Origin of the sequence: Agromyces sp. H17E-10, from assembly GCF_022919715.1 — a bacterium.
GTDB lineage: Bacteria > Actinomycetota > Actinomycetes > Actinomycetales > Microbacteriaceae > Agromyces.
Window position 1 is genome coordinate 4,189,190 of the sequence record NZ_CP095042.1, and the last position, 17,474, is coordinate 4,206,663.

The 17,474-nt window shown below is 71.0% G+C and carries 13 protein-coding genes; 8 read left to right on the forward strand and 5 right to left on the reverse strand.

The window, feature by feature from the left end; genetic code table 11:
• Positions 1–17 precede the first annotated feature (17 nt).
• Complete coding sequence (locus MUN74_RS18925; RefSeq protein WP_244854153.1) at positions 18–944, reverse strand: proteasome assembly chaperone family protein; 927 nt, start codon at positions 942–944, stop codon at positions 18–20.
• Positions 945–1,033: 89 nt separating this feature from the next.
• Between MUN74_RS18925 and MUN74_RS18930 the strand changes: the two genes are divergently transcribed.
• The 3 genes from MUN74_RS18930 (at position 1,034) to sucB (ending at position 5,603) form a co-directional block, all read left to right on the forward strand.
• A complete protein-coding gene (locus MUN74_RS18930) occupies positions 1,034–2,506 on the forward strand; it encodes a leucyl aminopeptidase (RefSeq protein WP_244854154.1) in 1,473 nt (490 codons plus the stop codon).
• 98 nt (positions 2,507–2,604) lie between these two features.
• On the forward strand, positions 2,605–3,978 hold the full coding sequence (lpdA, locus tag MUN74_RS18935) for a dihydrolipoyl dehydrogenase (RefSeq protein WP_244854155.1): 1,374 nt from the start codon (positions 2,605–2,607) through the stop codon (positions 3,976–3,978).
• Between the two features lie 68 nt (positions 3,979–4,046).
• Positions 4,047–5,603 carry a 2-oxoglutarate dehydrogenase, E2 component, dihydrolipoamide succinyltransferase gene (sucB, locus tag MUN74_RS18940; RefSeq protein ID WP_244854156.1) on the forward strand — a complete coding sequence of 519 codons (1,557 nt, stop codon included), beginning with the start codon at positions 4,047–4,049 and terminating at the stop codon, positions 5,601–5,603.
• Here sucB and MUN74_RS18945 read toward each other — a convergent pair.
• The gene (locus MUN74_RS18945) at positions 5,600–7,330 is read right to left on the reverse strand and encodes a serine/threonine-protein kinase (RefSeq protein WP_244854158.1); all 1,731 of its coding nucleotides are present in this window, start codon (positions 7,328–7,330) and stop codon (positions 5,600–5,602) included. The two genes, sucB and MUN74_RS18945, sit on opposite strands and share 4 nt — an antisense overlap.
• Before the next feature lie 108 nt (positions 7,331–7,438).
• Here MUN74_RS18945 and lipB point away from each other — a divergent pair, with 108 nt between their 5' ends.
• The 3 genes from lipB (at position 7,439) to MUN74_RS18960 (ending at position 9,877) form a co-directional block, all read left to right on the forward strand.
• Positions 7,439–8,080, forward strand: a complete 642-nt coding sequence (lipB, locus tag MUN74_RS18950) for a lipoyl(octanoyl) transferase LipB (protein ID WP_244854160.1) — start codon at positions 7,439–7,441, stop codon at positions 8,078–8,080.
• Positions 8,077–9,066 (forward strand): lipoyl synthase, encoded by a 990-nt coding sequence (lipA, locus tag MUN74_RS18955; RefSeq protein ID WP_244854161.1) that lies wholly within the window; start codon positions 8,077–8,079, stop codon positions 9,064–9,066. The genes lipB and lipA overlap by 4 nt, the downstream gene beginning before the upstream one ends.
• A 97-nt stretch (positions 9,067–9,163) precedes the next feature.
• A complete protein-coding gene (locus MUN74_RS18960) occupies positions 9,164–9,877 on the forward strand; it encodes a DUF4191 domain-containing protein (protein ID WP_244854162.1) in 714 nt (237 codons plus the stop codon).
• A gap of 88 nt (positions 9,878–9,965) precedes the next feature.
• On the opposite strand, the gene MUN74_RS18965 is transcribed toward MUN74_RS18960, so the two are convergent.
• Positions 9,966–10,400, reverse strand: a complete 435-nt coding sequence (locus MUN74_RS18965) for an RDD family protein (RefSeq protein ID WP_244854163.1) — start codon at positions 10,398–10,400, stop codon at positions 9,966–9,968.
• A gap of 137 nt (positions 10,401–10,537) precedes the next feature.
• On the opposite strand from MUN74_RS18965, the gene glnA reads away from it, so the two are divergent.
• A complete protein-coding gene (glnA, locus tag MUN74_RS18970; protein WP_244854164.1) occupies positions 10,538–11,962 on the forward strand; it encodes a type I glutamate--ammonia ligase in 1,425 nt (474 codons plus the stop codon).
• A gap of 137 nt (positions 11,963–12,099) precedes the next feature.
• Here glnA and MUN74_RS18975 read toward each other — a convergent pair whose 3' ends face one another.
• Together MUN74_RS18975 and MUN74_RS18980 are read right to left on the reverse strand one after the other, a co-directional pair.
• Entirely contained in the window at positions 12,100–15,108 is a 3,009-nt protein-coding gene (locus MUN74_RS18975) for a bifunctional [glutamine synthetase] adenylyltransferase/[glutamine synthetase]-adenylyl-L-tyrosine phosphorylase (protein ID WP_244854165.1), read from the reverse strand.
• 8 nt (positions 15,109–15,116) lie between these two features.
• Positions 15,117–16,454: a glutamine synthetase family protein gene (locus MUN74_RS18980; RefSeq protein WP_244854166.1), complete on the reverse strand. Its 1,338-nt coding sequence runs from the start codon at positions 16,452–16,454 to the stop codon at positions 15,117–15,119.
• Positions 16,455–16,564: 110 nt separating this feature from the next.
• On the opposite strand from MUN74_RS18980, the gene panB reads away from it, so the two are divergent.
• The gene (panB, locus tag MUN74_RS18985) at positions 16,565–17,473 is read left to right on the forward strand and encodes a 3-methyl-2-oxobutanoate hydroxymethyltransferase (RefSeq protein ID WP_244854167.1); all 909 of its coding nucleotides are present in this window, start codon (positions 16,565–16,567) and stop codon (positions 17,471–17,473) included.
• The last annotated feature ends 1 nt before the right edge of the window (position 17,474 follow it).

Genomic DNA, 17,474 nt, shown 5'->3' on the forward strand with positions numbered 1-17,474 from the left:
CCGCACGGCCGCGCGGCTCAGCCGCCGAGTGGCGGCTCGTCGTCGCTCGAACGCCGGAAGGCGAGGAACTTCTCGAGCTCGGCCGCGATCTCGTCGGCGCTCGGCAGCTCGCCGTCCTCGTCGGTCAGCGGCGATCGCAGGGTGGTGCCCTCCATGTAGGCGTCGTGACGCTGCTCGAGGGTGCCGACGAGCTTCGCCAGCTCGCCGTTCTCGGCCACCTGTTCGTCGATCCGCGCGATGAAGTCGCGGCCCTGTTCGCGGAGCGCGTCGGTCGGGAAGATGCGACCGGTCGCGGCGCTGATCGCCTCGAGCGCGGCGACCGCAGCCGACGGATACTCGGTGTCGCCGAGGTAGTGCGGGATCAGCAGCACGAATCCGGTCGTCGGATGCCCGAGTTCGACCAGACGGTACTCGACGAGGTGGAGGGCGTTGCCCGGCACCTGCGTCGTCGGCCGCCACACCGACATCGCATCGATCAGCTCGTCGCGGTTGCCGCTCACCGTCATGCGGATCGGTCGCGTGTGCGGCACCGGCATCGGGATGGCGTTCACCCAGGTCGTCGACGAGACCTGCAGGTCATCGACGAGCTGCAGCACCGCGGCGGTGAACCACTCCCATTTGAAATCGGGCTCGAAACCCGTGAGCAGCAGGAACGGCCGACCGAGCTCGTCGTTCGCGAGTTCGAGCGCGAGCCGTGGCGGCGTGTACTCGGTGAAGTGGTCGCCTTCGAAGAGCATGATCGGCCGGCGCGCCCGGTAGTCGAGCAGCTCGTCGACGTCGAACGCGGCGACGGTCGTCGTGTCGAGCGTCTCGCGAAGGTACTCGGTCGTCTGCGCGACCGCCCCGCCGGCATCGGCGAAGCCCGTGAGCCCGGCGACGAGCGGCAGCCCCGGCGGCACCATGACCTCGGTGTTCAGCTCGTAGAGGGATCGTGGATCACGCATGATTCCAGCCTACTGACGCGGTGCCGGCCGCCCGCCGCGGCAGGCTTCCGCCAGAACATGCCCAGAGCGAACACGTAACATCTGGAGCCATGACCGTTCCCGTGCTTTCCGTGTTCGATACCCCTGCGGCCGCCTCCGACGCCGATGTCGTCCTCCTCGTCGCCCGTGCCGGCGACGACGGGCCCGAGCTGCTCGCCCCCGAGGGGTTCGACTGGGTGCTCCCCCAGCTCGTCGCACTCGGCGCGACGGGCGCCGCCGACGAGCTGACGCGACTTCCCGGCGTCGAAGGCGGACCGCGCGTCGTCGCGGTGGCCGGCGTGGGCGATGCTGCGGATGCCGCGAGCCTGCGTCTCGCGGCCGGTTCGGCCGTCCGTCGCCTCGCCAAGACCGAATCGGTGGCCGTCGCCGCCCCGTTCGACGAGGCCGGGTCGGTCGCGGCCATCGTCGAGGGCGCCGCCCTCGGCGCATACGCCTTCGACGAGTACCGCAGCGACGCGAAGCCGCGCATCTCGCGCATCGACCTGCACACCGCGTTCGACGCCGAAGCGGTCGGGTTGGACCGCGTGCGTGCCGTGGTCGCCGCGATGGCCCGCACGAAGGACCTCGTGAACACGTCGCCCTCCGAGCTCTTCCCGGCGAGCTTCGCCGAGCTCGCCGTCGCGGCAGCGGCCGAGGTCGGCGTGACCGCCACCGTGTGGGACGAGCGGGCGCTCGCCGCCGACGGGTTCGGCGGGATCCTCGGTGTCGGCCAGGGTTCGAGTCGGGGGCCGCGACTGGTGCGCCTCGAGTGGGCCCCGGCCGGAGCATCCACCCATCTCGCCCTCGTCGGCAAGGGCATCACCTTCGATTCGGGCGGCCTCTCGCTGAAGCCCATGCTCTCCATGGTGGGCATGAAGACCGACATGGCCGGCGCGGCCGCGGTGCTGTCGGCGATGATCGCGTTCGCCGAGCTCGGCGTCCCGATCCGCGTGACCGGCTGGCTGTGCCTCGCGGAGAACCTGCCGTCGGGCACCGCGACGCGCCCGAACGACGTGCTGCGGATCCGCGGCGGCAAGACGGTCGAAGTCCTGAACACCGACGCAGAGGGCCGGCTGGTGCTCGCCGACGGCCTCGTCGCGGCGAGCGAGGAGCAGCCCGACGCGATCGTCGACGTCGCGACGCTGACCGGCGCGCAGATGGTCGCCCTGGGCGGCCGCATCTCGGGCCTGCTCGGCGACGACGAACTGGTCGCGACCGTGCGACGGGCCGCCGACGGCGTCGACGAGGCCGTCTGGCCCATGCCGTTGCCGAGGGACCTGATGCCGCTCCTCAAGTCGGACGTGGCCGACCTCGCCAACACGAAGCTCGGTCAGACCGTGCCGGGGATGCTGCTCGCCGGTGTCTTCCTGCAGGAGTTCGTCGGCACGCGCGAGGGTACGGACGCACGGATTCCGTGGGCGCACCTCGACATCGCCGGGCCGTCGCACAACGCGGGAGCGGGCTGGGGCTTCACCGGAACCGGCGCCACCGGAGCGGCAGTCCGCACGCTCGTCCGGCTGGGCGAGGACCTCGCCGCCAGGTAGTAAGGTCGTTCAGGGCGAGAACGTCGCCCGAACGCCTGCCCGGGCGACACGCCTGAGGCAGTCCGTGTCGCAGATCAGGTGCGCAAGGGAGATTGCGGTTGTCCGAGCAGAACTTTGACATTGTCGTCCTCGGCGGGGGCAGCGCGGGCTATGCCGCAGCGATCCGCGCGGTGGAACTCGGCCTCACCGCCGTGGTGATCGAGAAAGACAAGCTCGGCGGCACGTGTCTGCACCGCGGATGCATCCCCACCAAGGCGCTCCTGCATGCGGCCGAGGTCGCCGAGGTCTCGAAGGAGTCGGCGAAGTACGGCGTCAAGACCGCGTTCGAGGGCATCGACATGGGCGGCGTCACCGCCTACCGCGAGGGCATCGTCTCGAGCAAGTGGAAGGGCCTGCAGGGCCTCCTGAAGGCGCGCGGCATCACCGTCGTCGAGGGCGAGGGCCGCCTCGTCTCGTCGAACACCGTGCAGGTCGGCGACGACCGCTACGTCGGCAAGAACGTGCTGCTCGCGACCGGTTCGTACTCGCGCTCGCTGCCGGGCCTCGAGATCGGCGGCCGGGTCATCACGAGCGAGCAGGCGCTCGAGCTCGACTTCGTGCCGAACAAGGTCGCCGTGCTCGGCGGCGGCGTCATCGGCGTCGAGTTCGCGAGCGTGTGGCGCTCGTTCGGCGCAGAGGTGACGATCATCGAGGCGCTCCCCCACCTCGTCCCCAACGAGGAGGAGTCGGTCTCGAAGCAGCTCGAGCGCGCCTTCCGCAAGCGCGGCATCGACTTCTCGCTCGGTGTTCGTTTCCAGAGCGTCACGCAGAACGACCAGGGCGTCGTCGTGACCCTCGAGAACGGCTCGACCTACGAGGCCGACCTGCTGCTCGTGGCCGTCGGTCGCGGACCCGTCACCCAGAACCTCGGCTATGAAGAGGCCGGCATCACGATCGACCGCGGGTTCGTCATCACCGACGAGCGCCTGCAGACGAGCGTCCCCGGCGTCTACGCCGCCGGCGACATCGTGCCGGGCCTCCAGCTCGCGCACCGCAGCTACCAGCAGGGCATCTTCGTCGCCGAGGAGATCGCGGGCCTGAACCCGATCATCGTCGAGGACATCAACATCCCGAAGATCACCTACTGCGAGCCCGAGGTCGCCTCGATCGGCTACACCGAGGCGAAGGCCGCCGAGAAGTTCGGTGCCGAGCAGGTCAGCTCGTTCGACTACAACCTCGCGGGCAACGGCAAGTCGAGCATCCTCGGCACGGGCGGCTCGATCAAGGTCATCCGGGTGAACGACGGCCCGATCGTCGGCGTGCACATGATCGGCGGCCGCGTCGGCGAGCTCATCGCCGAGGCGCAGCTCGCCGTCAACTGGGAGGCGTACCCCGAGGACATCGCCCCGTTCATCCACGCGCACCCGACCCAGGGCGAGGCGTTCGGCGAAGCCGTGCTGAAGCTCGCCGGCAAGCCGCTGCACGCCATCTGAGTCCGCTGCCCGTACCCACGACTGCAATAAGCTAGAACGCGTTCCCACGCTGTGAAGGAGACAAGCGCATGAGCGAATCCGTCAGCCTCCCGGCACTCGGCGAGAGTGTCACTGAAGGCACGGTCACCCGCTGGCTGAAGAATGTCGGCGACCGTGTCGAGGTCGACGAGCCGCTGCTCGAGGTCTCGACCGACAAGGTCGACACCGAGATCCCGTCGCCCGTGGCGGGTGTCATCGAGGCGATCCTCGTCCAGGAGGACGAGACCGTCGAGGTCGGCACCGCACTGGTCACGATCGGCGACGGTTCCGGTGCTGCCGCGCCCGAGGCCGCCGCTCCGGCGCCGGCCGAGGCGCCGGCCGCCCCCGTCGAGCAGGCCGCGCCCCCTGCGCCCGAGCCAGTGGCGGCCCCGCCCGCTCCCGAGCCCGTGGCCGCCCCGCCTGCTGCTCCGGCTGCAGCACCGGCGCCCGCGCCCGCCGCTCCGGCCGAGCCCGCGGCGCCCGCCGCGCCTGCTGCTCCCGCGCCCGCCGCAGAGGCACCGGCTCCGGCCGCGCCGGCTGCTCCCGCGCCCGCCGCAGAGGCCCCCGCTCCCGCTGCACCGGCTGCCGCTCCCGCGGCACCTGCCGCTCCGGCAGCACCTGCGGCTCCGGCCGCTCCCGCAGCGCCGGCGGCTCCGGCAGCACCTGCAGCTCAGGCTGCGCCTGCGGCATCGTCGGGTGCGCACGCCGGCCCGTCGGGCTACGTGACGCCGATCGTCCGCAAGCTCGCGAACGAGCAGGGCGTCGACCTCGCCTCGGTCACCGGCACCGGCGTCGGCGGTCGCATCCGCAAGCAGGACGTGATCTCCGCACAGGCCGCTCCGGCAGCCGCTGCTTCCGCCGCACCGGCGCGCCAGCCGCTCGAGACGTCGCCGCTGCGCGGCACGACCGTCCCGATGACGCGCCTGCGCAAGGTCGTCGCCGAGCGAGCCGTCGTCTCCATGACCTCGACCGCCCAGCTCACCACCGTCGTCGAGGTCGACGTCACCCGCATCGCGCGCCTGCGCGACCGGGTCAAGGCCGACTTCCTCGCGAAGACGGGCAACAAGCTGTCGTTCCTGCCGTTCTTCGGTCTGGCCGCGGCTGAGGCGCTCAAGGCGTACCCGATCATCAACTCGACCGTCGACGGCGACAGCATCGTCTACCCGGCGCAGGAGAACATGAGCATCGCGGTCGACACCGAGCGCGGCCTGCTCACTCCGGTGATCCGCAACGCCGGCGAGCTCGACATCGCGGGTCTCGCCGCGCAGATCGCCGACCTCGCCGACCGCACGCGCAACAACCAGCTGAAGCCCGACGAGCTCGCCGGGGGCACGTTCACGCTGACCAACACCGGTTCGCGTGGCGCGCTGTTCGACACGCCCGTCGTCTTCCTGCCGCAGTCGGCGATCCTCGGCACGGGTGTCGTCGTCAAGCGTCCGGTGGTCGTCAGCCAGGACGGCGCTGACGCGATCGCGATCCGCTCGATGGTCTACCTCGCGCTGTCGTACGACCACCGCATCATCGACGGTGCCGACGCCGCCCGCTTCCTGACGGCCGTCAAGGAGCGCCTCGAGGAGGGTGCGTTCGAGGCCGACCTCGGCATCTAGTCGAACAGTTCCCGAAGCCGCCAACCGGCCTCGCCCCTCATCACGAGGAGCGAGGCCGGTTCGCGTTGCGGGTCGAGGTACGGGAGGCGCAGCAGCACGGCTTCGCCCATCTCGGCCGACACCGACATCGCGTCGAGCGCATGGTCGGCGACGACGGGGTCGTCGCCTTCGCGCGCCGCCGCGAGCATCGCCCGGTCGGCACGCTCGATCGCAGAGCCGGGCTGGTCGACGCCGTCGAGGCAGCCGGCGTCGAGCTTCGCCAGGCACTCGGCACGGACCGACATCAGTTCGATCGCCGCGGCGACGGGGTCCGCTGCGGCGCCGATGGCGGCGCCGGCCTCCATGTCGGCTGCCCCGGCACTCGAGCCGGTCGCGCCCGGGCCCGCGGACGGCACGTCGGAAGGCTCGTCACCGGAGCCGTCGCCGAGTCGCGCGGCGCCGCCCGACGGTGCGCCCGCGGTCGTCCCGACCGGCGACGACGAGGCGGACGACGACTCGGCCGATCCCGACGCCGGCACCTCGACCGCCGCCGCGTCCTGGGTTCCAGCCGACCGCCCGGCGTCGGCCGACGGCGGCACGAGCGTGAGCAGCAGCACGAGGGCGGCACCGCCCGTCGCCGCTCCGACGACCAGCGTGCGTCGTCGCCCCGCGACGAACGCTCGCGCGCGTCGGCGGAGTGCTCCGGCGGGTTCTGCATCGGCGGCGTCGGCGACCCGATCGACGACCACCGGCGGCAATTGCGCGACCTCGCCGAGCACCTTCCGCCAGCCACGTGGGCGACTCGTGCTCGTGCTCACCGGCACGATGGTGCCCACGTGTGCGACGTCGGCATCGTGCCCGGTCGCGGTGATGACGCCCGTCGAAGGCCCGAAGCGGGTCGGCAGCGCCTCGCGACCCGGCTGATTCACGCCCGTCCGCAGCGGCACCGCCGGCGCGGCCGCGAAGAGCGCACGTTCGATCTCGCCCTCGGTCCGCTCGAACGGTCGGGAGTCGGCACCCGCGCGCGCGACCGCGACCGCCCGCTCGAACGCGGCCGGCCGACGCGTCGATCGCGCGACCTCCTCGATGAGGCCGGCGAGTCGACGATGCCCGTCGCGCAGCAGCTCCGTCCGGGCGACCGCGCCGCCGGCGGCGTCGAGCGCGCGGACGGCCCCCAGGCCGATGAGCCGAGGCCGGCCGGTCTCGTCGATCATGACGTCGCTCGTCGCCAGGCGACCGTGCACGAAACCGACGTCGGTGAGCTCGGCAGCTGCCGCGACGAGCGGCGCGAGGATCGTGGTCGCCTCGCCGGGATCGAGCACCCGCTCGCCGAGGACGCGTGCGAGCGTGGGGCCGCCGATGCGTTCGACGACGAGGATGCGGCGCCCGTCTTCGAGGACGGCGACGTCGACGAGGGCGGGGAGCGTGCCGGAGGCGTCGGCCGACATCGCGGCGATCTCGGTGCCGATCCTGTCGTCGTCGCTCCCTGGCCGGTAGATCCGGACGGCGAGTGCACGACGGGCGACGTGACGTGCGGCGTCGTGGTCGGCGGGCTCCGTCGCCTCGACCGCCAGGTGCACCTCCGCACGATCCCCCGTCGCGACCCGTCGGAGCAGCCGATACCCCGCGACGACCCCGGATCCGGCCGCCTGGGGCATCGTGTCCGTGTCGGGCGCCGACGTCATGCGCGGTGCGCTGCCGGGTTCGGCCGATTGCGACGTCGATCCCGTCTTCGCTGAGCGTCTCATGCCGCCAGTCTGCGTCGCCGCGCCGCCCGGACGGGCCGGCTCGGGGCAGGATGTACGCCGGTCCGCGGCATCCCCGGCTGTGGAGGAGAAGTCGCCTAGACTGGCCGAATGCTCGACATCGTCGTCACGGGGCTAAGCGCCAACTCCGTGCCGTACATCGAGGGTCTCGACCTTCAGCGCGCCGTCCATCGCGCGGTCGTCGCGGGCGAACGCCCCGACACCGTCCTCCTCCTGGAGCACCCCTCCGTCTACACCGCCGGGAAGCGAACGTCTCCCGACGAGCGGCCGACCGACGGCACACCCGTCATCGACGTCGACCGCGGCGGCAAGATCACCTGGCATGGCCCCGGCCAGCTCGTGGGGTATCCGATCCTGCATCTCGCCGAGCCGATCGACGTGGTCGGCTACGTGCGCCGGCTCGAAGGCGTGCTCATCGACGTCCTGCGAGCGCTCGGCGTCGACGGCCGCCGCGTCGACGGGCGCTCGGGAGTCTGGGTCGGCTCCCCCGGCCTCGAGAACAAGATCGCGGCCATCGGCATCCGCGTCGCCGACGGCGTCACGATGCACGGCTTCGCCCTCAACTGCTCGAACTCGCTCGAGCCGTACGAGCGCATCGTCGCCTGCGGCATCCGCGATGCCGGGGTGACGACGATCACGCGCGAACTCGGCCGCACGGTGATGCCGAGCGACCTCGTCGACGCCGTCGGCACCCGTCTGCGAGTCGAGTTCGAGCAGGCGATCGCCGCATGACCACCGCACCCGAGGGGCGCAGGATGCTGCGCCTCGAAGTCCGCAATGCCCAGACGCCCATCGAACGCAAGCCCGAGTGGATCAAGACCAGGGCGAAGATGGGGCCCGAGTACCGCGCCCTGCAGTCGCTCGTCAAGAGCGAAGACCTGCACACGGTCTGCCAGGAGGCCGGCTGCCCGAACATCTACGAGTGCTGGGAGGATCGCGAGGCGACCTTCCTGATCGGCGGCTCGCAGTGCACCAGGCGGTGCGACTTCTGCCAGATCGACACCGGCAAGCCCGCCGAGTTCGACGCCGACGAGCCGCGCCGCGTCGGCGAGTCGGTCGTGCGCATGCAGTTGCGCTACTCGACCGTCACCGGCGTCGCCCGCGACGACCTGCCCGACGGCGGTGCGTGGCTCTACGCCGAGACGATCCGCGAGATCCACCGCCAGTCCCCCGGCACCGGAGTCGAGATCCTCGTTCCCGACTTCAACGGCGAGCCCGACCTCCTGCAGCAGGTCTTCGACGCCCGGCCCGAGGTCTTCGCGCACAACGTCGAGACGGTGCCGCGCATCTTCAAGCGCATCCGCCCCGCCTTCCGCTACGAGCGCTCGCTCGACGTCATCACGCAGGGCCGAGATGCCGGCCTCATCACGAAGTCGAACCTGATCCTCGGCATGGGCGAGGAACGGGCGGAGATCTCGCAGGCGCTGCGCGACCTGCACGACGCGGGCACCGACATCATCACCGTCACGCAGTACCTGCGTCCGAGCCCCCGCCACCTGCCGGTGGCGCGGTGGGTGCGCCCCGAGGAGTTCGTCGAGATCAAGGCGGAGGCCGAGGAGATCGGTTTCCTCGGCGTCCTCGCCGGTCCGCTCGTCCGCTCCTCGTACCGCGCCGGGCGTCTCTGGGCGCAGTCGATGCAGGCGAAGGGCCGCGAGCTTCCCCCCGAACTGGCGCACCTGGCAGACGCATCGCTCGGCTTCGCACAGGCGGTCGGCTGACCGCCACCGGGAGGGGCTTCCGGCGACGCGCCCCGGGGTCGTTCGGCCGTGCTCGACGCGGTCCGAGCGACCCCCGCGCGCCGGTATCCTAGAGACCATGGCACGCACGAAGGACGCATCGAAGGCTCAGAAGGAGCCGGGCCGGCTCAAGCAGATGTGGCAGGTCTTCCAGATGACCCGCCGCTACGACCCGACCGCTCAGTGGCTGATGCTCCTCGCGTTCCTCGTGCCCGTGCTCGCGGGCCTCGCGCTCGCGCTGTGGCTCAGCGAGGGCAACGGCTTCACGATCGCTCTGTGGATCGTTGCGGGCGTGCTCGCCGGCCTCCTGCTCGCCCTCGTGATCCTCGGCCGTCGTGCCGAACGTGCCGCCTACGCGCAGATCGACGGCCAGCCCGGCGCGGTCGGCGCCGTGCTCCGCAGCGGACTCCGTGGTGCGTGGGTCGGCAACGAGATGCCCGTCGCCGTCAACGGCAAGACGCAGGACGCGGTCTACCGGGCCGTCGGCCGCGGCGGCGTCGCCCTCATCAGCGAGGGCCCCGCCTCTCGCACGAAGCGGATGCTGGACGACGAGCAGCGCAAGGTCGCCCGCGTGCTTCCCAACGTGCCCATCACCCTGATCTCGGTCGGCCACGACGAGGGCTCGATCGAGCTCTACAAGCTTCCTGCGACCCTGCGCAAGACCAAGAAGGCCCTCACCAAGCCCGAGGTGCTCGCGGTCACGAACCGCCTGAACTCGCTGCAGACCGCGCTGCCGATCCCGAAGGGCATCGACCCGATGAAGGTCCGCCCGCAGCGCGGCAAGATGCGCTGAGCGCATCCGTCGACCACGCGGCATCCGTCATCGAGGCGGGTGCCGCTTCGTCGTTCAGGCGGCATCCCGGTCGGATGCCCCGCAGCCGTCAGGCGCGGATGAGGACCGTGCCCGCGACCTTGTCGTGGAAGCCGCGCTGGTCGGAGTCCCACACGAGTGCGGGAACGACGATGAGGAGCAGCGCCGTGCGCACGACGGGCCGCCAGAGACCGATCCACCCGCCCTCGAGCGGCACGACGTGCATGCCGAGCAGGCGGTGGCCGATGCTGCCGCCGATCGTGGGGATGAACACCACCTGGAGCACGGCGAACACGAGGGGCACGACCCACGTGTAGGCGACCGACTCGTACGGCGTGAACAGCAGCGAGATGAGCATCGCGCTCGCCCAGTCGATGCAGATCGCGGCGATGCGCCGGCCGGCCCGGCCGACCGATCCGCGTCCGTGGTCGGGGAGTCCGAGTCGTTCGCCGGGCCACCGGCTCGGTTCGAGGTCTCCGAATGTCTGGGGCTTCGCGTCGGGCACCCGACGAGTCTACCGATCGTGCATGGGCGTAACATGGCCGAAACATTCCGGTCACGGTCGGGAAACGGCGCCCGGATAGCGTCGCCGTTGGCTGTGCAAGTCCATCTGTTCGACCCCGCCCCCTGGAGATCCGTCACATGTTCAGTGATTCGTCCGAAGTGCTCAAGTTCATCAAGGAGACGGAGGTCAAGTTCCTCGACATCCGTTTCACCGATCTCCCGGGCGTGCAGCAGCACTTCAACATCCCGGCGTCGACCGTCGACGAGGAGTTCTTCACCGTCGGCCAGCTGTTCGACGGCTCCTCCATCCGCGGCTTCGCGTCGATCCACGAGTCCGACATGCAGCTCATCCCCGACGTGTCGACCGCCTACATCGACCCGTTCCGCGCCGAGCGCACGCTCATCATGGTCTTCGACATCTACAACCCGCGCAACGGCGAGATCTACTCGAAGGACCCGCGCCAGGTCGCGAAGAAGGCCGAGAAGTACCTCGCGTCGACGGGCATCGCCGACACGGCTTACTTCGCCCCCGAGGCCGAGTTCTACATCTTCGACGACGTGCGCTACGAGGTGAACCAGCACTCGAGCTTCTACACGGTCGACTCCGAGGAGGGTGCGTGGAACACCGGCCGCGCCGAGGAGGGCGGCAACCTCGGCAACAAGACCCCCTACAAGGGCGGCTACTTCCCGGTCTCCCCCGTCGACAAGCAGGCCGACCTGCGCGACGACATCTCGCTCAAGCTCATCGACGCGGGCCTCCACCTCGAGCGCGCGCACCACGAGGTGGGCTCGGGCGGCCAGGCGGAGATCAACTACCGCTTCGACACGATGGTCTCCGCCGCCGACGACATCCTGAAGTTCAAGTACATCGTCAAGAACACCGCCGAGCAGTGGGGCAAGACGGCGACCTTCATGCCGAAGCCGCTGTTCGGCGACAACGGCTCGGGCATGCACACGCACCAGTCGCTCTGGAACGACGGCAAGCCGCTGTTCTACGACGAGGCGGGCTACGGCGGCCTCAGCGACGTCGCGCGCTGGTACATCGGCGGCCTGCTCAAGCACGCCCCCGCGGTGCTCGCCTTCACGAACCCGAGCGTGAACTCGTTCCGCCGCCTCGTGCCCGGCTTCGAGGCGCCCGTGAACCTCGTGTACTCGGCGGGCAACCGCTCGGCGTGCATCCGCATCCCGATCACGGGCACCAACCCGAAGGCGAAGCGCATCGAGTTCCGCGTTCCCGACGGCGCGTCGAACCCGTACCTCGCGTTCGCCGCGCAGCTCATGGCGGGCCTCGACGGCATCAAGAACCGGATCGAGCCGCACGAGCCGGTCGACAAGGACCTCTACGAGCTGCCGCCCGAGGAGGCCAAGGCGATCCCGCAGCTGCCGGCGTCGCTCGACGCCGCCCTCGACGCACTCGAGGCCGACCACGACTTCCTCCTCGAGGGCGGCGTGTTCACCAAGGAGCTCATCGAGACCTGGATCGACTACAAGCGCGAGCGCGAGCTCAAGCCGCTCGCCCAGCGCCCGCACCCGTTCGAGTTCGAGCTGTACTACGGCGTCTGACCGTCCCCCTGCAGCCCCTGCTGCGCTCGAAGGGCCGTCCCGCACACGCGGGGCGGCCCTTCGGGCGTACTCGGCCGAGCACGGGTCGGATGCCCCGTGGTGACCGGTCGCGCGAGCGCGGCGACGGGCGGGAGGGGTCAGACGGTGGGCTCGCGCTTGGGCTCGAGCCCGTAGAAGCCCCGCTCGAACACGGCGCGGGCGCGCCGCGTGAGCTGGAGGTAGTCGTGCTCGAGCTGCGTCGCCGACCCCGGCGGGTACCCCATGATGCGGGCCACGCCCTCGAGCTGCGAGCGCTCGACGGGCAGCACGTCGGTCGTCTTGTCGAGCCACAACGTGAGCGCCGACCGGGCGCGTGAGGCGAAGATCCAGGCCGAGCGCAGCGTCTCGGCGTCGTCGGCGGCGATGAGTCGGGCGTCGGCCGCGGCATCCAGGGCCTCGAGGGTCGAGGTGGTGCGGAGCGCCGGCAGGTCTGCGCCGTGCTGGAGCTGCACGAGCTGGACGAACCACTCGACGTCGGAGATCGATCCGCGCCCGAGCTTGAGGTGGCGCGTGGGGTCGGCGCCCTGCGGCAGCCGCTCGTTCTCGACCCTGGCCTTGATGCGCTTGACCTCACGCACCTCCTGCTCGGTGATCTCGGCCGGGTATCGCACCGTGTCGGCGAGCTCGGTGAACTCGGCCACGAGCCCGGGGTCACCGGCGACGCCCCGCGCACGGAGCAGCGCCTGCGCCTCCCACGTCAGCGACCACCGCGAGTAGTAGGCGCGATACGCATCGAGCGATCGGGCGACGACGCCGTTGCGTCCTTCGGGGCGGAGATCGGCGTCGAGCTCGAACGGGAGTCGCGCGTCCTCCGAGAGCCGGACGAGGTCGCCGACGATCCGGAGCGCGCGGGTGTGTGCGGCGTCGGGCTCGGCGCCCAGCGCACGGTACACGTAGATGATGTCGGCGTCCGAGCCGATGCCGAGCTCGCGCCCCCCGAACCTCCCCATGCCGATCACCGCGAACTCGATGCCGTCGGGCTCGTCGCCGCGGATCGCCGACACGAGGGCGGCGATGTGGTTCTCGGTCAGGTCGCTGAGACCGTGGCCGAGTTCCTCGACCGTGGTCACGTCGAGGATGCCCGCCAGGGCGAGTCGCAGCATCTCGCGCCGACGGACGGCACGGAAGATCTTCGCGGCGTCGTCGGCCTCGCCGTGCCGTTTCAGCACGGCCCGCGTCTCGTCCTGCAGGGCGGCGAGCGACCGTGGGCGCAGTTCGTCGAGATCCTCGAGCCAGGCGACGGCTTCGGGGGTGCGCTCGAGCAGTTCGGCGGCGTAGCGCGAACCCGACAGCACCCGGGTCAGCCGCAGCGCCGCGTCGGACGAGTCGCGCAGGAGACGGAGGTACCAGTGCGTCGTGCCGAGCGTGTCGCTCAGGCGCCGGAACGAGAGCAGGCCGAAGTCGGGATCGGTGCCCTCGGCGAACCACGAGATCAGCACCGGCATGAGGTGACGCTGGATCGCCGCCCGGCGCGAGAGGCCCGACGTGAGCGCCGCGATGTGCGCGAGCGCACCGCGCGGGTCGCGGAACCCGATCGCCGCGAGGCGCGCCTCGGCCTGCGCGCTCGTGAGCTCGAGACCCGAAGCCGGCAACGCCGCGACCGCCGACAGCAGCGGCCGGTAGAAGAGCCGCTGATGGAGACCTCGCACGCGCTGGCGCGTCGACTGCCAGACCTTCGTGAGCTCCGCGGCGTCGCGGCCCAGCCCCGACGCCCTCGCGAGCACGCGCAGCCGATCGCCGTCGCGCGGCATCAGGTGCGTGCGGCGAAGACGCTCGAGCTGCAGCCGGTGCTCGAGCACACGCAGCACCCGGTAGTCGCGCGCGAACTCCCCCGCCTCCTCGCGGCCGACGTAGCCTGCATCGGCCAGGGCGTCCAGTGCGGCCAGCGTGCCGCCCTGCCGGATCGAGTCGTCGTTCGCACCGTGCACGAGCTGCAGCAGTTGCACCGTGAACTCGATGTCGCGGAGTCCGCCCGGGCCGAGCTTCAGCTGCACGTCGACCTCGTCGGCGGGGATGTGCTCGGTGACCCGCTCCCGCATGCGCTGCACCGACTCGACGAAGCCCTCGCGGCTCGAGCTCGACCAGACCATGGGAGCGACGCCCGCGGCGTATCGAGCGCCGAGCTCGCGGTCGCCGGCCAGCGGCCGAGCCTTCAGGAGCGCCTGGAACTCCCAGCTCTTCGCCCACCGCTCGTAGTACTGCAGGTGCGAGTCGAGCGTCCGCACGAGCGCACCGTCCTTGCCCTCGGGGCGCAGGTTGGGGTCGACCTCCCAGAGCGGCGGCTCGATGCCGGGCTCGTGGATGAGCCGCATCGCGACCATCGCGAGGCGGGTCGCGATCTCGACGGCGCGCGGCGTCGGCGTCGTCTCGTCGTCGGCCGACTCCCCGACGAAGATGACGTCGACGTCGCTCACGTAGTTGAGCTCGCGCGCGCCGGCCTTGCCCATGCCGATGACGGCGAGCCTCGTCGCGGCCACCTCGGCGGCCGGGTACCGGCCGGGTGCGGCGGGGCCGCCGTCGGCTCGGGCAACGAGGCGCCGCGCCCCTGCCAGCGCGGCGTCGAGCGCGGCGCCCGCCAGATCGGCGAGCCCCGCAGACACCACGTCGACGACGTCGACGGGATCGAGTCGCGTGAGGTCGTAGACGGCGATGCCCACGAGCAGGCGACGATATCGAATCCGGAGCGCCGATGCCACGGCGTCGTCGACGGCCTCGGCGGGCAGGTCGTCGACGGCACCGACGAGAAGGGCCCGCGCCTCCTCGGCGGTGGGCGGCGGTGCCGGCACCGCGTGCAGCAGGGCGATCTCGGTGGGATGCCGCTGCAGGAACTCGGCCAGACCGCGAGACGCGCCGACGAGGCGTGCGAGACGCTCGGCCGCGGCCGGTTCGGCGAGCACCGCGGTGACCTCGGCGGGCGCGCGCTCGTGCAGCCGGCCGAGCTCGATCAGTGCCGAGTCGGGGTCGGCGGCCGCGCCCAGCGCCGCGAGCAGGTCCTCGCCGTCGACACCGGTCGCGACCGTGAGCTGTTCGAGCACGGTCGATGCCCGGCCGAGATCGTCGAAGCCGGCGCGTGCGAGTCGGCCGAGGGTCGGCGCCTGTCGAGACATCCGTGCGGTCAGAGGATCTCGAGGTTGCGGTGCAGCTCGAAGGGCGTGACCTGCGAGCGGTAGTCGCGCCATTCGCGGCGCTTGTTGGCGAGCACGTAGTTGTAGACCTGCTCGCCGAGCGTCTCGGCGACGAGCTCGGATCCCTCCATGTACTCGATCGCGTGGTCGAGGCTCGCGGGCAGCGGGTGGTAGCCGAGGGCACGTCGCTCGCTGTCGGTGAGCGCCCACACGTCGTCCTCCGCCTCGGGCGGAAGGTCGTAGCCCTCTTCGATGCCCTTCATGCCCGCGGCGAGCAGCAGCGAGAATGCGAGATACGGGTTCGCGGCCGAGTCGATCGCGCGGTACTCGACGCGGGCGCTCTGCCCCTTGTTCGGCTTGTACAGCGGCACGCGCACGAGGGCCGAACGGTTGTTGTGGCCCCAGCAGATGAAGCTCGGCGCCTCGTCGCCGCCCCAGAGCCGCTTGTACGAGTTCACGAACTGGTTCGTCACGGCCGAGATCTCGTTGGCGTGCCGCAGGAGGCCGGCGATGAACTGGCGGCCGATCTTCGAAAGCTGGTACTGTGCGCCCGGCTCGTAGAAGGCGTTCGTGTCACCCTCGAAGAGCGACAGGTGCGTGTGCATGCCCGAGCCCGGGTACTGCGAGAACGGCTTCGGCATGAACGTCGCATAGACGCCCTGCTCGATCGCCACCTCTTTCACGACGGTGCGGAAGGTCATGATGTTGTCGGCCGTGGTGAGCGCGTCGGCGTACCGCAGGTCGATCTCGTTCTGGCCGGGCCCCGCCTCGTGGTGGCTGAATTCGACCGAGATGCCGAGGTCTTCGAGCATGCGAACCGAACGCCGGCGGAAGTCGTGCGCGGTGCCGCCCGGCACGTTGTCGAAGTAGCCGGCCGAGTCGACGGGGATCGGGCCCTCGTCGCCGAACTTCGACGAGCGCAGCAGGTAGAACTCGATCTCGGGGTGCGTGTAGAACGTGAACCCGCGGTCGGCGGCCCGCTCGAGCGTGCGCTTCAGCACGTTGCGGGGGTCGGCGACGGCCGGTTCGCCGTCGGGCGTCGTGATGTCGCAGAACATGCGCCCGGTCGGGTCGATGTCGCCGCGCCAGGGAAGCGTCTGGAAGGTCGACGGGTCGGGGAACGCCAGCAGGTCGGACTCGTACGTCCGGCTGAGCCCCTCGATCGCGGAGCCGTCGAAGCCGATGCCCTCGGTGAAGGCGCCCTCGACCTCGGCGGGCGCGATCGCGACCGACTTCAGGGTGCCGACGACGTCGGTGAACCAGAGCCTGACGAACTTGACCCCTCGCTCCTCGATCGTGCGAAGAACGAAGTCGCGCTGCTTATCCATCCACACCCTCTCTCGCGGTCTCCAGCGTACCGGTTCGACCCCGCCGGGCACGGCGCGGCGGCAGCATCCGGCGGGCACGACCGCGATGCCGCGTGTGCGAGGATGGCGACATGTCAGGCGAGCCCCAGACCTCAGCATCCGACGTCTCCCCCGCTGCCGGCGATGCCGCCGACGCGACGGTCGTGCAGAACCCCTACGGCGGTGCCGCGGCCGCCGGCGGGCCGAAGCGGGTGCGCACCCGTCACTTCCAGAACGCGAAGCGCGACGGCATCAAGATCACGGGTCTCACGAGCTACGACCAGCTCACGGCGCACATCTTCGACGAGGCGGGCATCGACTTCCTGCTCGTCGGCGACTCGGCGGGCAACAACGTGCTCGGGTACGAGACGACCCTGCCGGTCAAGGTCGACGACCTGATTCCGCTCACGCGCGCCGTCGCGGGTGCCGTCAAGCGCGCGTTCGTCATCGCCGACATGCCGTTCGGCTCGTACGAGAACGGCCCCGAGGAGGCCCTGCACACCGCCGTGCGCTTCATGAAGGAGACGGGCGCCCACGCCGTGAAGCTCGAGGGCGGCGAACGCAGCGCCAAGCAGATCCGGCGCATCGTGCACGCCGGTATCCCCGTCATGGCGCACATCGGCTACACGCCGCAGAGCGAGCACGGCCTCGGCGGCCACGTCATCCAGGGGCGCGGCGAGGGACTCGACCAGCTCCTCGCGGACGCGCGCGCCGTGCAGGAGGCGGGGGCGTTCGCCGTCGTGCTCGAGATGGTCCCCGCCGAAGCGGCCCGCCAGGTCACCGAGCTCCTCGACATCCCGACCATCAGCGTCGGCGCGGGTCCGCACACCGACGGGCAACTGCTCGTCTGGACCGACTGGGCTGGCCTCACGACGGGACGCGTGCCGCGCTTCGTGAAGAAGTACGCCGACCTCGCGAGCGTGCTGAGCAACGCGGCGAACGCCTGGCGCGCCGACGTCGAGTCGGGGGCGTACCCGACGGCCGAGCACTCGTTCGAGTAGC